This window comes from Nonomuraea sp. NPDC005730, assembly GCF_040630865.1.
Classification (GTDB): domain Bacteria; phylum Actinomycetota; class Actinomycetes; order Streptosporangiales; family Streptosporangiaceae; genus Nonomuraea.
The window spans coordinates 45,867-59,256 of sequence record NZ_JBEXYK010000010.1 but is presented as its reverse complement, the minus strand read 5'-3'; the positions used below and the strand labels follow the sequence as shown (position 1 = coordinate 59,256).

Below are 13,390 nucleotides of genomic sequence, written 5' to 3'. Positions count from 1 at the left end.
CGCGTGCGGGGCTAGGCGGTCCTAGCCGGCTACTCGCGCGGCGATGTCGTCGCCGATCTCGCTGGTCGTGCGGCCGGCGCGGCCGGTCACCCGCTCGGCGATGTCGGCGGCCACGGCCTGCTCGACCTTGGCGGCCTCGGCGTGCAGGCCGAGGTGGTCGAGGAGCATGCCGACGGACAGGATGGTGGCGGTCGGGTCGGCCTTGCCCTGACCGGCGATGTCGGGCGCGCTGCCGTGCACCGGCTCGAACATGCTCGGCGAGGTGCGCTCGGGGTTGATGTTGCCGCTGGCCGCCAGGCCGATGCCGCCGGCGATCGCGGCGCCGAGGTCGGTGATGATGTCGCCGAACAGGTTGTCGGTGACGATCACGTCGAAGCGCTCGGGCTGGGTGACGAAGAACATCGAGGCCGCGTCGATGTGGCTGTAGTCGGTGGTGACGTCGGGGAACTCGGCGGCCACGCGGTTGACCGTGCGCTGCCAGAGGTCGCCGGCGAAGGTGAGCACGTTCGTCTTGTGGACGAGCGTGAGCTTCTTGCGGGGCCGCGACCGAGCCTTCTGGAAGGCGTAACGCACGACGCGCTCGACGCCGTGGGCGGTGTTCAGCGACTCCTGGGTGGCGATCTCGTGCGGCGTGCCGCGGCGCATGACGCCGCCGGTGCCCGCGTAGAGGCCCTCGGTGCCCTCGCGGACGACGACCATGTCGATGTGCTCGGCGGAGGCGCCGGCCAGCGCGGTCTCGACGCCGGGGAACAGCTTGACCGGCCGCAGGTTGACGTAGTGGTCGAACTCGAACCGGAGCTTGAGCAGCAGGTCGCGCTCCAGGATGCCGGGCGGCACGCTGGGGTCGCCCACCGCGCCGAGCAGGATCGCGTCATAGCCGCGCAGCTCTTCGAGCACCGCGTCGGGCAGCGTCTCGCCGGTGCGGTGGTAGCGGGCTGCGCCCAGGTCGTAGTGGGTGGGCTCGATCTTCGTGCCCACGGCCTCCAGGACCTTGAGCCCTTCGGCTACGACCTCGGCGCCGATGCCATCCCCGGGGATGACGGCCAGGCGGATGTTACGCGACTCCATGGGCGGTACCTTACCTGCTCGTCTCGGCTGACGAACACATCATCTCAACAACCGGACAATCCGTTTTGGGGGGATTGCGACCTTTTGACCGTTTCGTTAGAGTCCGACGAGCCTAATCCACGCAGCCGCTGCGTGGAGCCGGGGACCCACCTTTCCCCCCGGGGCGAATCGGCTGCGCCTCCCCCCAAGGAGCACCGCCGTAGGGCTACTTCCAGGCCCGAGCCCGTCAGCTAACCCGGTCGGCCACGTGGAAGGACAGTCCCCTGTCTAGCATCGCCATCCTTTTGGCGGTGGCAGCGGGCGCCGCAGGTCTCGCGCCTGCCGCCCCCGCGGCTCCCGCCGCTCCGGCCGCCCCCACCCCCTCCGTCACCCTCACCGGCCCCCAGGTGAAACAGGTCCAGGAACGGCACGTGCCGAAACCGGCCTGGAAGATCGCCCTCGAATACGCCATGGACAAGCGCGGCACCCCGTACGTGTGGGGTGGCGCCAGCGAACGGGGCTACGACTGCTCGGGCCTCATGCTCCGGGCCTACGAAGACGCCGGTATCGAGCTCCCCAGAACCGCCGCGGAGCAGTACGGCGCCTTCTCCAGGAAGATCGCCTGGAAGGACCTCGAACCAGGCGACCTGGTGTTCTTCAGCGGCCTCGGCCACGTTGGCATGATCTCCAAGCCCGGCTACATGGTCCACTCCCCCCACACCGGCGACGTGGTGAAGGAGGAACGCCTGTCGCAGTGGCGCAGGCAGGCCTTCGTCGGCGCGGTACGCCCCGACCCCAAGGGCGTCAAGCGCTGGGCGGACTACAAGCAGCTCCGCGAGGCACCCGCCCCCGCCATGCTCACCGCGACCCTGTGACGACGACCTTCCCCGGGGCGTGCCCCTCCTCCTGGTAGCGGACGGCCGCCGGGAGCTCGCCGAACGGGAAGGTCCTGTCGATGACCGGGGTGACCGCGCCCTGCTCGATCAGCCCGGTCAACGTCAGCAGGTTCGCCCTGTTGCTCCCGCAGCGGACCACGTCCGCCCTGACGATCCGCTGCGGGACGAAGGGCCCCGACGCGAGCGCGGCGAACATGTGGCCGGCCGGCTGCACCCAGCGGCCGGCCGGTCCGCCGACCAGCACGTACGTGCCCTTCCTGGTCAGCACGCGGCGGCAGTCCGCCGGCCGGCGGCCGCCCGCCACGTCGAGCAGCAGGTCGAAGCGCCGCCCCGACGCCGCGAAGTCCTCCTTGGTGTGGTCGATGACGTCGTCCGCGCCGAGCGAGCGGACCAGGTCCGCGTTCCGCCCGCTGCACACGCCCGTGACGTGCGCCCCCAGCGCCTTGGCGAGCTGCACGGCGAACGTGCCCACGCCGCCGGACGCGCCGTTGACCAGCACCTGCTGGCCCGGCCGGACGCGTCCCTCGTCGCGCAGCGCGATCAGCGCGGTGTTGGCCGCCATCGGCACCGCCGCCGCCTGCTCGAACGACAGGCCCGCCGGCTTGGGCGCCACCTCGCCCTGCCGCAGGCAGACGTACTCGCCGAAGCCGCCCCCCAGCGACATCGCGTACACCTCGTCGCCGGGACGGAACAGCGTGACGTCCCTGCCGGCCGCCTCGACCACCCCCGCCACGTCGGCCCCGAGGACGGCGATGCTGGGCCGGCGCAGCCCGACCCCGCCGCCCATGACCCGGGCCAGGTACGGCTCTCCCCGCATGAAGTGCCAGTCGTAGGGCTGCACGGACGTGGCCCGCACCCGGACCAGCACCTCGTCGTCGCCCGGCACGGGCCGCTCGACGTCGGTCAGGACGAGCTGGTCGGGCGAGCCGAACGAGCGCAGGACGTACGCCTTCATCGTTTTTCTCCCTCGTGCCGCTGATGTGCCGTCAGTGTGGCCGTGACCTGCACGGACGCTCAACGGTCGAAAGGCGACGGCTCGATGGCCGAAAGTACGACCGCCCTCCCGCCGATGGTGCGAACCGGGACGGGCCGTCCGCGCGATGACCGGGCACGGGCGCGGGCGGCACGCTCTCAGGCATGAGATGGATCGCACCCGCCGGGTTGCTCGCGCTCAGCGTCGTCCCCCTGGTCGCCGGCGCGCTCCGGCTGACCGAACTGGCCGCCGGCGCCGCCGTCACGGCGGACAACGCGCGCTTCTTCGCCATGCCCGTGCCGGTGCTGCTGCACATCCCGGCCTCCCTGGTGTTCTGCGTCCTCGGCACGTTCCAGTTCCAGACCCGGTTCCGGGCCGGGCGGCCGGGGTGGCACCGCGCGGCGGGGCGGGTGCTGGTGGCCTGCGGGCTGGTCGCCGCGTTGTCGGGGTTGTGGCTGACGCTCTTCTCCGACCTTCCCGCCGGCGACGGGCTGCTGCTGGCCGCCTTCCGGCTGCTGTTCGGGACGGCCATGGCCGCCTGCCTCCTGCTCGGCCTGGCCGCGATCCGGCGGCGCGACGTGGCCCGGCATCGCGCCTGGATGACCCGCGGGTACGCGATCGGGCTCGGCGCGGGCACGCAGGCGTTCACCCTGGCGTTCGGGCTGGCCGCCTTCGGGCCGCCCGGCGAGCTCGGCCGGGCGCTGCTCGTCGGCGCGGGCTGGGTGATCAACCTGGCGGTGGCCGAGTCGATCCTCCGCAGAGTCCGTCGAGGTCAGGCGCGTACGCGGTCGGTCTCGTAGGCCCACATCGCGATCTCGACGCGGTTGCGCACGCCGAGCTTGGTCATCAGGCTCGCGACGTGGCTCTTGACCGTGCTGAGCGAGATGTGCAGCTCGCGGGCGATCTCGCTGTTGGTCCGGCCGCGGGCCACGGCGCGCAGGATCTCCTCCTCGCGGCCGGTGAGCGCCTCGATCGGCTGCGCGGGCGCCTCCGTACGCCCGGCTCCGGCGAACGCGGCCAGCAGGCGCGCGGTCACGCTCGGGGCGATGAGCGCCTCGCCGCCGGCCGCCGCGGTCACCGCCTGGGCGAGCAGCGCCGGGCCGGCGTCCTTGAGCAGGAAACCCCTGGCCCCGGCGCGCAGGGCGGCGTAGACGTACTCGTCGAGGTCGAACGTGGTGATCACGACCACCGCCATGGGGTCGGCGACGTCGGGTCCGGCCAGCTCGCGGGTGGCCGCGATGCCGTCGAGGCCGGGCATGCGGATGTCGAACAGGCACACGTCGGGGCGCAGGCGGCGGGCCAGCTCGACGGCCCGCCGGCCGTCGCCGGCCTCGCCGACGACCTCGATGCCGGGCTGGGCGTCGAGGATCATCCTGAGCCCGGTGCGGGCGATCTCCTGGTCGTCGGCGACCAGCACCCGGATGGCCGCCGCCCCGTCCGGATCGCTCACCGCGGCCTCCCGCCGGTCGTTCACGCCGCCTCCCTCCGGGTCGCTCACCGCGGCCTCCCGCCGGTCGTTCATGTGGTCTCTCTCGGCAGGACGGCGGTGACCGTCCAGCCCCGGTTGGGGTTGGGGCCCGCCTCGCAGGTGCCGCCGAGCAGGGCGGCGCGTTCGATCATGCCGATCAGGCCGTAGCCGGGGGCGGCGACCCCGCCGGCGCGGTCGCCGTCGTCGCTCACGGTCAGGTGCACGGCGGCGTCGTCGGCGGTGACCCGGACGGTGATGTGGGTGGCGTGGCGGGCGTGTCGCCGGGCGTTGGTGATCGACTCCTGGGCGATGCGGTAGAGCGCCGCGCCGGCCGAGGGCGGCAGGTCGCCGAGCCCGTCCGCGATCTCCACCTCGACGGCCGGGCCGACGCGCGGGCGTCCGGCGAGCCGCCGCAGGTCGTCGAGGTGGCGGCCCGGGGTAAGCTCCGCCGGTTCGTTCCTGCGCAGCACGCGGACCATGGCCCGCATCTCGGCGAGCGTGCGCGACGCCTCGGCCTCGATCACCCGCAGCGCGTCGGTGGCCGCGCCCGGCTCGGAGGCGGCGGTGGCCAGGCCCGCCTGGGCGCGGATGGCCATGGCCGAGACGTGGTGGGCGACGGTGTCGTGCAGGTCACGGGCGAGCTGTTCGCGTTCGAGCAGTTTGACCTGGTCGAGCTCGCGCAGCCGCGCGCCGGCCCGGTAACGGAAGGCGCTGCCCAGCCCGACGGTCGCGACCAGCACACCGAGCGCCGGGACGACGTCGCCGGGCGCCATGCGGCCGGAGACCAGCGACAGGCCGACCGCGACCAGCCCGGCCGCCATCCCGATCACGGCCTCGCGCCCCGATCCCCACCGGAACAGCGCGTAGAGCACGATCGTGACGAACGCCAGCGTGTACGTCTCCACCGGCTCGCCGCCGGTCAGCAGCGGGGCCACGGTGGTGGCGCCGAACACGAGCGCGACCATGAGCAGCGGCCTGCTCCTGCGCCACAGCAACGTGGGGATCAGCGCGACGGTGACGACCGTCGAGACCACCGGCCACCGGAGGTCGGGCCGTAACACACCCTCGATCACCGCGGCCGGCACGAGCACCGCGACGAGCGCCCAGTCGCGCCACACCCGCAGCGGCGGGCCGGGAGGACGAGGCTCGCGCCACACGGAACGAAGGAGGCCGGCCACCCCCTCATCGTAAAGGCCCCCACCTCCCCACAGAGCCCCAAACCCTCACCAACCCCCGCCCCCGAAAACTCCGGCACCGGAGGGGGCCGAGCCAGGGGTCCAGCGGGCAGACCCGGCCAACGGGACCGAGGAGCACGTGCCAAGCGAAGGGACCGGAGGCGGGGGGCGGGGGCGGCTGAGGGGTCGGGGTCGCCTCGGGGACTCAGAGGTGTGGGGGCTGCGGCGCTTCGGGGGTTGGAGCTACCGACCTGCAAGGGGGCGGGCTGGGTGGTCAGTGTTTGCGGGCGTCGAAGATGAGGTCCCAGGCGCGGGACTTGGCGTGGGCGACCGCGCCCAGCAGCACGCCGCTGTCGCCCAGCGCGCTGGCCACCACCCGCGGGCGCAGCGGCCCGAGCTCGGCGATGCGGCGCTCCACGGACGCGCCCAGCAGATCGAGGTTGCGGCCCACTCCCCCGCTCAGCACGATCACCTCCGGATCGAGCACGGCGGCCACGGCCACCAGCAATCCGCCGATGCGGCGGCCCTCTGCCTCCACCACCGACCTGGCCGCCTCGTTCCCGTCGGCGGCCGCGGCGAAGACCTCCCTGGCCGTCTCCAGTTCCAGCCCCGCCGCCCGAGCGGCGCGCACCACGCCGGGCGCGGAGGTGGCCGCCTCGGTGGCCCCGTGCGTGAAGGGGTCGGCGTCGTGCACGAAGGGGGCGTCCTGCGCGAAGGAGTCGGCGTCCTGCGCGTAGGAGTCGGCGTCCTGCGCGAAGGGGCCGGCGGGCAGAGCGGGGGCGGAAGGTTCCTCGGCGGCCGGGATGTAGGAGACCTCACCCGCCGCCCCCCGCGCCCCGACGTACAACTCACCGTTGATCACGATGCCCATGCCGACGCCGGTGCCGATGGACACCAGGGCGAAGTTGGCCTTGCCCCGCCCGGCCCCGTGGACGTGCTCGCCGACGGCGGCCAGGTTGATGTCGTTCTCGATGACGAGGTCGACGCCCAGGGCGGCGTGCAGCCGGTCGGCCAGGTCAGGCGGACCGGGCAGGTTGGGGGCGAAGTCGAGGCCGCCGCGCACGGGGTCGTACACACCGGGCGAGCCCACCACCGCGCAGGTGATCGAGCGCCACTCGACCTCGGCCTCGCGGGCCGCCGCCCTGGCCAGCTCGCCGACCAGCGCGGCCAGCTCGGCCGAGGTGCGGGCCGTGTTGCGGCCGTCGGTACGCCCGGCGAACGTGCCGCGCAGGTCGGCCACGGCCACCCTGATCCAGTCGCGGCCGATGTCGACCCCGGCGACGTGGGTCGAGGCGGCGTTCACGTCGTAGAGCGAGGAGACCGGGCCGGGCCGCCCGGACACCTCCCCCACCAGGTGGACCAGGCCGTCCTCGGCCAGGCCCGCCAGGGCGGCCGAGACCGTGGGCTTGGACAGGCCGGTGCTCTTGGCCAGGTCGGCGCGCGAGGCGGGACCGTGCTCGTGCAGCTGGTCGAGCAGGCGGCGCTCGTTGAGCACCCGTAGCAGCCGTGGATTCGCCAGGTCGCGTCGCATGTCCGGCCTCCCTCCGAGGTGCACTCTAGCCAACACGCCTGATAGTAAACTACCTTTCTTACCAAGCGGGGGCGGGCATCTTCTGAGAGGACGAAGTGCGATGCACCGAGCTTGGCGACTCATCCCCGCGGCGGCGGTCCTGCTGGCCGCCGCCTGCGGGACCAGCACCACCGGCACGACCACCACCACTCAGGCCGACGGAGCGTCGAAAGGCGGGACGATCGCCCTGTTCCTTCCCGAATCCAAGACCACCCGGTACGAAGCCTTCGACCGGCCCCTGTTCGAGGCCAAGGTCAAGGCGTTGTGCCCCGACTGCAAGGTGATCTACGGCAACGCCGAGCAGGACGCGGCCAAACAACAACAACAGGTCGAGGCCGCGCTCACCCAGGACGCCGACGTGCTCGTCCTGGACGCCGTGGACGCCAACGCGGTCGCGCCCCTGGTCAACCAGGCCAGGCAGAAGAAGGTCCCGGTGGTCGCCTACGACCGGCTGATCTCGGGGATCGACTACGCCTACTTCGTCTCGTTCAACAACGTACGGGTGGGCGAGATGCAGGGCCAGGCGCTGCTCGACGCCATGAACGCCAAGGGCACCACGGCCAAGGGCCAGATCGTGATGATCCACGGCTCGCCCACGGACCCCAGCTCGGCCGACTACAAGAAGGGCGCCAAGAGCGTCCTGGACGGCAAGGTCAGGGTCGGCAGGGAGTTCGACACCCCCGACTGGAGCCCCGACAAGGCGCAGCAGCAGATGGAGCAGGCGATCACCGCCATCGGCAGGGACCAGATCGTCGGCGTGCTGTCGGCCAACGACGGCATGGCGGGCGGCGCCATCGCGGCCATGAAGCGCGCGGGCTACAAGGAACTGCCGCCCATCACCGGGCAGGACGCCGAGCTGGCCGCCGTGCAGCGCATCCTCACCGGCGAGCAGTACATGACCATCTACCTGGACATCAGGAGGGAGGCGGAGAAGGCCGCCGAGCTGGCCGTCGCCCTGACCAAGGGTGAGCAGCCCGCCGCCACCTCCAAGGTGAACAACGGCACGGCCGACATCCCGGCCTTCCTCCTCGACCCCATCGCGGTCACCGCCGACAAGATCAAGGACACCATCGTGAAGGACGGGTTCTACCAGGCAGACCAGATCTGCACGGCCGAGGTCAAGGCCGCCTGCGCGAAGGCGGGCATCGAGTAGATGATCGCGGCGACCGGGATCTCCAAACGGTACGGAGCGGTGCGGGCGCTCGACGGGGCAGGACTGGAGCTGCGTCCCGGCGAGGTCGTGGCGCTCATGGGCGACAACGGCGCGGGCAAGTCGACGCTGGTCAAGACCATCTCCGGCGCGGTCGTGCCGGACGAGGGCGAGATCACGGTGGACGGCGTGCCGGTGCGCGTCGCCACCCCGCACGACGCGCAGGCGCTCGGCATCTCGACCGTCTACCAGGACCTCGCGCTCTGCGAGAACCTCGACGTCGTGGCCAACCTGTTCCTCGGCGCCGAACGCCGCCGCTGGTCGGTGCTGCGTCACCTGAGCATGGAACGCGCGACCCGCGACCTGCTCGCCCAGCTGGACGTGCGCATCGGCGACATCAGGGTGCCGGTGTCGACGTTGTCGGGCGGCCAGCGGCAGTCGGTGGCCATCGCCAGGGCGCTGCTCGGCGAGCCCCGGCTGGTCATCCTGGACGAGCCGACCGCCGCGCTCGGCGTCGAGCAGACGGCCCAGGTGCTGGCGCTGATCCGGCGGTTGCGCGAGCGCGGGCTCGCGGTGCTGGTCATCTCGCACAACCTCGCCGACGTGCACGAGGTGAGCGATCGGGTGGTGGTGCTGCGTCTCGGGCGCAACGCCGGTGAGTTCCGTACGGCCGAGGCCTCCCGCGAGGAGATCGTGGCCGCGATCACAGGAGCGGGCGAATGACGGCGATGCCGATCACGGTGACCGGACGGCTGCGCCAGGGAGAGGCCGGCGCCTGGCCGGTGGTCGGCGGCCTGGTGGCGATCACGATCGTGTTCAGCACGCTCAACGAGCGTTTCCTGTCGCCCGAGAACCTCACCAACCTGGCACTCCAGATGGCCGCCACGGGCACGATCGCGCTCGGCGTCATCATGGTGCTGCTGCTCGGCGAGATCGACCTGTCGGCCGGCTCGGTCAGCGGCCTGTGCGCCACGATCATGACGATCGCCCACGTCAAGCAGGGCTGGAACGCCCTGCTCGCCATCCTGCTGGCGCTGGCGGCCGGCGCGGCGATCGGGCTGCTGCACGGGCTCATGCTGACCAAGCTGCGGATGCCGTCGTTCGTGGTCACGCTGGCCGGGCTGATGGGCTGGCTCGGGCTGCTGCTCTACCTGCTGCGCCAGGGCGGGACGATCAACCTGCCGTTCAACGGGTTCATCTCGGGGCTGAGCGACACCTGGCTGCCGGGGTGGTTGTCCTGGGCGCTGGTGGTCGTGCTGGCGGGCGGTCACGCCGGGGTCGCCACGCTGGCCAGGCGGGCGCGGGTGGCCGCCGGGCTGCCCGTGGCGTCGGCGTGGCAGGTCCCGGTGACAGCGGGCGGGCTGGCGGTCGTGCTCGGCGCGGCGGTGGCGGTCATGTCGGCCGACCGCGGGGTGCCGCTGCTGCTGGTGCTCTTCGGCGCGCTGGTGGTCCTGCTCGACCTGGTCCTGCGGCACACCGCGTTCGGCCGCCACCTGTACGCCGTCGGCGGCAACGCCGAGGCCGCCAGGCGCGCGGGCATCAACGTGAGCAGGATCAGGATCCTGGCGTTCGTGCTGGCCTCGACGCTGGCGGCGGCCGGCGGCGTGCTGGCCGCCAGCCGGCTGTCGGCGGTCAACCAGGGGTCGGGCGGGAGCGACATCTTGCTCATGGCCATCGCCACGGCGGTCATCGGCGGCACGTCCCTGTTCGGCGGACGGGGACGGGCCTACGCCGCGCTGCTCGGGGTGCTGGTCATCCAGTCGATCACCAACGGCATGTTCCTGCTGAGCGTGGACTCCTCCGTCCGGTTCATGGTGACGGCCGGCGTGCTGGCCCTGGCGGTGGCGATCGACTCGCTGGCCCGCAGGGGCGCCGCGCGGTGAGCCGGGTCCTGGGCATCGACGTCGGCGGGACCAAGGTCGCGATCGGGGTATCGGGCTCCGACGGGCCCGTGGTCGCCGGACGCACCCGGCTGGAGACCGGGCCGGACACGCTCGTCCGGGCCCTCGCCGCCGCCCGCGCCCTGGACGGGCGGCCGGCCGCCATCGGCTTCTCGACCTGCGGGGTGATCAGGGACGGCGTGGTGCGCCTGGCGCCGAACGTGCCCGGCTGGGAGGGGCTGGAGCTGCCCAGGCTGCTGCGCGAGGAGTTCGGCGCGACGCCGGTGGCCATCGACAACGACGTGAACGCGGCGGCGGCGGCCGAGCTGCGGTGGGGCGCGCTGCGCGGCGTCTCCACGGGCGTCTACCTCAATCTCGGCACCGGCCTGGCGGCGGCCCTGGTGGTCGGCGGCCGGGTGGTGCCCGGCGCGCACGGCGCCGCGGGCGAGATCGGCTACCTCCAGGTCACGCCGGGGCAGGCGGCCTTCGCCGACGGGCGGGTGCCGCTGGAGGAACTGGTCTCCGGCGCGGGGCTGGCGGCCAGGGGCGGCGCGCTGCTCGGCCGCGCGACCACGGCGGAGGAGGTGCTCGCCGCGCGTTCCGGACCGCTGGCGGAGCTGGTGGCGCAGGCGCTGTCGGTGCTGACCATGACCGTGGCGAACCTGTGCGTCACCCTCGACCCCGAGGTGCTGGTCGTGGGCGGCGGCATGATGGGCGCGGCCGGGCTGATCGTACCCAGGCTGGCCGGGGAGGTGCGGCGCGCCGTGCCGTTCCCGCCGGAGATCCGGCCCGGCCGGTTCACGGACGACGCGCCGCTGCTCGGCGCGCTCGCCCTGGCCCACGCCGCGGCGCGGGCCTGAGGGCGGCGCTACCGGGCGGAGTTCTGGGGGGCGCCGCCGTTGTCCCTGCGGTCCAGGGCGGTCTGCAGGGCCTCGGCGGCCTCGTTCTCGTTCTCTTCGGTACGATTCCAGGCGTACATCTCGTACATGTCGCTCATCTCGTTTCGCTGGCGCGTTCCAGAAAAGGGGGCGTCGGACCCCGGTCGCGAATCCGACCGGGCCTGCTCTCGCGGGTCCGGGTCACGGACCGGGCGAAGGGAAGGGACTGACCGGCCGACGGCATCACCACTCACCGCGGCGGGTCGTCGGCCTGCCCTAACAGGCCCCGCCGCGGCAGGTAATGAGTACGAGAACCTGGCGCATTTCCACCAACGGTACCCGGCGGCTGTTTCGCTGTCTCGTTGGATGTCCTACTATCTCGCATTCTGAGACAAGAAAAGGCCGCCACCCGGAACGGTCCAGGTGACGGCCTTCCCCCGGATCGGGGGCTCAGACCTCAGGTCGCGAGGTCAGTCCTCCAGGTCGACCGAACGGCCGCTCTCGGCGCCGATCTCGGCCGCGATCTGGTCGATCACGGCGGCCGGGATGGCCGAGTCGACGGTCAGCGCGATCAGCGCCTTGCCGCCCTTGACGTCGCGGGCCACCTGCATCGAGGCGATGTTCACGCCGGCCTCGCCGAGCAGCCGGCCGACCACGCCGACGACGCCGGGACGGTCGGTGTAGGTGAAGAACGACAGGTGGGCCGTCGGCTCGATCTCCATCTCGTAGCCGTTGACCTCGACGATCTTCGTGATCTGCCGGGGGCCGGACAGCGTGCCGGAGACCGAGATCTGGCGGCCGTCGGCGAGCACGCCGCGCACGGTCACCACGTTGCGCCAGTCGGGGCTCTCGGAGCTGGTCACCAGCTCCACGCTGATGCCCCGCTCCTTGGCCAGCAGCGGCGCGTTGACGTACGTGACCTGCTCCTCGATCACGTCGGCGAACACGCCCTTGAGCGCGGCCAGCTCGATGACCCGCACGTCCTGGGAGGCGATCTCGCCGCGGACCTCGACGTCGAGCTTGGTGGCGACCTCGCCGGCCAGGGCGGTGAACACCCGGCCCAGCTTCTCGGCCAGCGGCAGGCCCGGCTTGACGTCCTCGGCCACCGCGCCGCCCTGGACGTTGACCGCGTCGGGCACGAACTCGCCCGCCAGCGCCAGCTTCACGCTCCGCGCGACCTGCGTGCCGGCCTTCTCCTGGGCCTCGTGGGTGGAGGCGCCGAGGTGCGGCGTGGCGACGACCTGGTCCAGCTCGAACAGGGGGCTGTCGGTGCACGGCTCCTTGGCGAACACGTCGAGGCCGGCGCCCGCGACGCGGCCCTCCTTGATCGCCGAGTAGAGCGCGCCCTCGTCCACGATGCCGCCGCGGGCCACGTTGATGATCCGCACGGACGGCTTGACCTCGTGCAGCTCCTTGTCGCCGATGAGCCCGAGGGTCTCCTTCGACTTCGGCAGGTGCACGGTGATGAAGTCGGCCTGCTTGAGCACCTCTTCGAGGCTGAGCAGCTTGACGCCCATCTGCGCGGCGCGGGCCGGCGGCAGGTAGGGGTCGTAGGCGATCAGCTCGACGCCGAACGGCTGGAGCCGCTGGGCCACGAGCTGGCCGATCTTGCCGAGGCCGAGGATGCCGACGACCTTCTCGTCCAGCTCGACGCCGGTGTACTTGGAGCGCTTCCACTCCCCGTTCTTCAGCGCGGCGTGGGCCTGGGCGGTGTTGCGGGCGCTGGCCAGGATGAGCGCGATGGTCTGCTCGGCGGCGCTGGTGATGTTGGAGGTCGGCGCGTTGACGACCATGACACCGGCCTTGGTGGCGGCCTCGACGTCGACGTTGTCGAGGCCGACGCCGGCGCGGGCGACCACGCGCAGCTTCGGCGCGGCGGCGATGGCCTCGGCGTCGACCTGCGTGGCGGAGCGCACGATCAGGGCGTCCACGTCGGCGAGGGCGGGCAGAAGCTGGGAACGGTCCGCTCCGTCGGTGTGGCGGACCTCGAAATCAGCGCCGAGCACGGCGAGGCCGGCCTCGGACAGCTCCTCTGCGACCAGAACGACGGGCTTGTTCACAGGCGTGGATCCTTAGGGGCATGCGGCGGGCTGGAGGGACACGTCGCTGGGCCCCTCGGATCCCTCAGAGTCTATCCGCGCTTGTGAACGCGTTCACGAGGGACCCACGATTTGAGACGGCCCGCTCGGCGTCGCGACACCCTGGACGCGGCTCGGATACCCAGGCGGCAGCAAAGTCATCCACTCTGCACACATCTTTGTCTTGATCGGGGGATTTGTTGGCCATTAGCCTGATAAGCCGTGGCCGACTACCTATGGTTCGTCATATGAGCATCGGGAATCCTGCGCTTGCC

General features: G+C 72.3%; 13 protein-coding genes and 1 riboswitch. Of the genes, 6 read left to right on the top strand and 7 right to left on the bottom strand.

The window, feature by feature from the left end; all coding sequences use genetic code 11:
• Positions 1–21: 21 nt before the first annotated feature.
• A complete protein-coding gene (locus tag ABZ444_RS15525; protein ID WP_357996354.1) occupies positions 22–1,068 on the bottom strand; it encodes a 3-isopropylmalate dehydrogenase in 1,047 nt (348 codons plus the stop codon).
• A 99-nt stretch (positions 1,069–1,167) separates the two neighbouring features.
• Positions 1,168–1,328: riboswitch (cyclic di-AMP (ydaO/yuaA leader) on the top strand.
• A 30-nt stretch (positions 1,329–1,358) separates the two neighbouring features.
• Between ABZ444_RS15525 and ABZ444_RS15520 the strand changes: the two genes are divergently transcribed.
• The gene (locus tag ABZ444_RS15520; protein ID WP_357996351.1) at positions 1,359–1,922 is read left to right on the top strand and encodes a C40 family peptidase; all 564 of its coding nucleotides are present in this window, start codon (positions 1,359–1,361) and stop codon (positions 1,920–1,922) included.
• On the opposite strand, the gene ABZ444_RS15515 is transcribed toward ABZ444_RS15520, so the two are convergent.
• A complete protein-coding gene (locus ABZ444_RS15515; protein WP_357996348.1) occupies positions 1,906–2,898 on the bottom strand; it encodes an NAD(P)-dependent alcohol dehydrogenase in 993 nt (330 codons plus the stop codon). The two genes, ABZ444_RS15520 and ABZ444_RS15515, sit on opposite strands and share 17 nt — an antisense overlap.
• Positions 2,899–3,080: 182 nt before the next feature.
• Here ABZ444_RS15515 and ABZ444_RS15510 point away from each other — a divergent pair, with 182 nt between their 5' ends.
• Positions 3,081–3,716 (top strand): DUF2306 domain-containing protein, encoded by a 636-nt coding sequence (locus tag ABZ444_RS15510; RefSeq protein ID WP_357996345.1) that lies wholly within the window; start codon positions 3,081–3,083, stop codon positions 3,714–3,716.
• On the opposite strand, the gene ABZ444_RS15505 is transcribed toward ABZ444_RS15510, so the two are convergent.
• The 3 genes from ABZ444_RS15505 to ABZ444_RS15495 all read right to left on the bottom strand — a co-directional run bounded on the left by ABZ444_RS15505 (position 3,689) and on the right by ABZ444_RS15495 (position 7,090).
• Positions 3,689–4,333: a response regulator transcription factor gene (locus tag ABZ444_RS15505; RefSeq protein ID WP_357996703.1), complete on the bottom strand. Its 645-nt coding sequence runs from the start codon at positions 4,331–4,333 to the stop codon at positions 3,689–3,691. The two genes, ABZ444_RS15510 and ABZ444_RS15505, sit on opposite strands and share 28 nt — an antisense overlap.
• 101 nt (positions 4,334–4,434) lie before the next feature.
• Entirely contained in the window at positions 4,435–5,562 is a 1,128-nt protein-coding gene (locus ABZ444_RS15500; RefSeq protein ID WP_357996342.1) for a sensor histidine kinase, read from the bottom strand.
• Between the two features lie 271 nt (positions 5,563–5,833).
• Positions 5,834–7,090: an ROK family transcriptional regulator gene (locus ABZ444_RS15495; RefSeq protein WP_357996339.1), complete on the bottom strand. Its 1,257-nt coding sequence runs from the start codon at positions 7,088–7,090 to the stop codon at positions 5,834–5,836.
• A 100-nt stretch (positions 7,091–7,190) separates the two neighbouring features.
• Here ABZ444_RS15495 and ABZ444_RS15490 point away from each other — a divergent pair, with 100 nt between their 5' ends.
• The 4 genes from ABZ444_RS15490 to ABZ444_RS15475 are packed head-to-tail and all read left to right on the top strand — an operon-like array spanning position 7,191 to position 11,019.
• Positions 7,191–8,282, top strand: coding sequence for a sugar ABC transporter substrate-binding protein (locus tag ABZ444_RS15490; RefSeq protein ID WP_357996336.1), 1,092 nt, complete (start codon positions 7,191–7,193; stop codon positions 8,280–8,282).
• Positions 8,283–9,002: an ATP-binding cassette domain-containing protein gene (locus tag ABZ444_RS15485; RefSeq protein ID WP_357973200.1), complete on the top strand. Its 720-nt coding sequence runs from the start codon at positions 8,283–8,285 to the stop codon at positions 9,000–9,002.
• Positions 8,999–10,162, top strand: a complete 1,164-nt coding sequence (locus ABZ444_RS15480) for a sugar ABC transporter permease (RefSeq protein ID WP_357996333.1) — start codon at positions 8,999–9,001, stop codon at positions 10,160–10,162. Before ABZ444_RS15485 ends, ABZ444_RS15480 begins: the two co-directional genes overlap by 4 nt.
• Positions 10,159–11,019 (top strand): ROK family protein, encoded by an 861-nt coding sequence (locus tag ABZ444_RS15475; protein ID WP_357996330.1) that lies wholly within the window; start codon positions 10,159–10,161, stop codon positions 11,017–11,019. The genes ABZ444_RS15480 and ABZ444_RS15475 overlap by 4 nt, the downstream gene beginning before the upstream one ends.
• A gap of 8 nt (positions 11,020–11,027) precedes the next feature.
• Here ABZ444_RS15475 and ABZ444_RS15470 read toward each other — a convergent pair whose 3' ends face one another.
• Positions 11,028–11,156, bottom strand: a complete 129-nt coding sequence (locus ABZ444_RS15470; protein ID WP_352318996.1) for a hypothetical protein — start codon at positions 11,154–11,156, stop codon at positions 11,028–11,030.
• Between the two features lie 351 nt (positions 11,157–11,507).
• The gene (gene serA, locus ABZ444_RS15465) at positions 11,508–13,097 is read right to left on the bottom strand and encodes a phosphoglycerate dehydrogenase (RefSeq protein ID WP_357973210.1); all 1,590 of its coding nucleotides are present in this window, start codon (positions 13,095–13,097) and stop codon (positions 11,508–11,510) included.
• Positions 13,098–13,390: the final 293 nt, after the last annotated feature.

Bases quoted from the DNA above. Each gene is read 5' to 3' on its own strand.
- ABZ444_RS15525 (WP_357996354.1), bottom strand. From the start codon at position 1,068: ATGGAGTCGCGTAACATCCGCCTGGCCGTCATCCCCGGGGATGGCATC.
- ABZ444_RS15515 (WP_357996348.1), bottom strand. From the start codon at position 2,898: ATGAAGGCGTACGTCCTGCGCTCGTTCGGCTCGCCCGACCAGCTCGTC.
- ABZ444_RS15510 (WP_357996345.1), top strand. From the start codon at position 3,081: ATGAGATGGATCGCACCCGCCGGGTTGCTCGCGCTCAGCGTCGTCCCC.
- ABZ444_RS15495 (WP_357996339.1), bottom strand. From the start codon at position 7,090: ATGCGACGCGACCTGGCGAATCCACGGCTGCTACGGGTGCTCAACGAG.
- ABZ444_RS15490 (WP_357996336.1), top strand. From the start codon at position 7,191: ATGCACCGAGCTTGGCGACTCATCCCCGCGGCGGCGGTCCTGCTGGCC.
- ABZ444_RS15485 (WP_357973200.1), top strand. From the start codon at position 8,283: ATGATCGCGGCGACCGGGATCTCCAAACGGTACGGAGCGGTGCGGGCG.
- ABZ444_RS15480 (WP_357996333.1), top strand. From the start codon at position 8,999: ATGACGGCGATGCCGATCACGGTGACCGGACGGCTGCGCCAGGGAGAG.
- ABZ444_RS15470 (WP_352318996.1), bottom strand. From the start codon at position 11,156: ATGAGCGACATGTACGAGATGTACGCCTGGAATCGTACCGAAGAGAAC.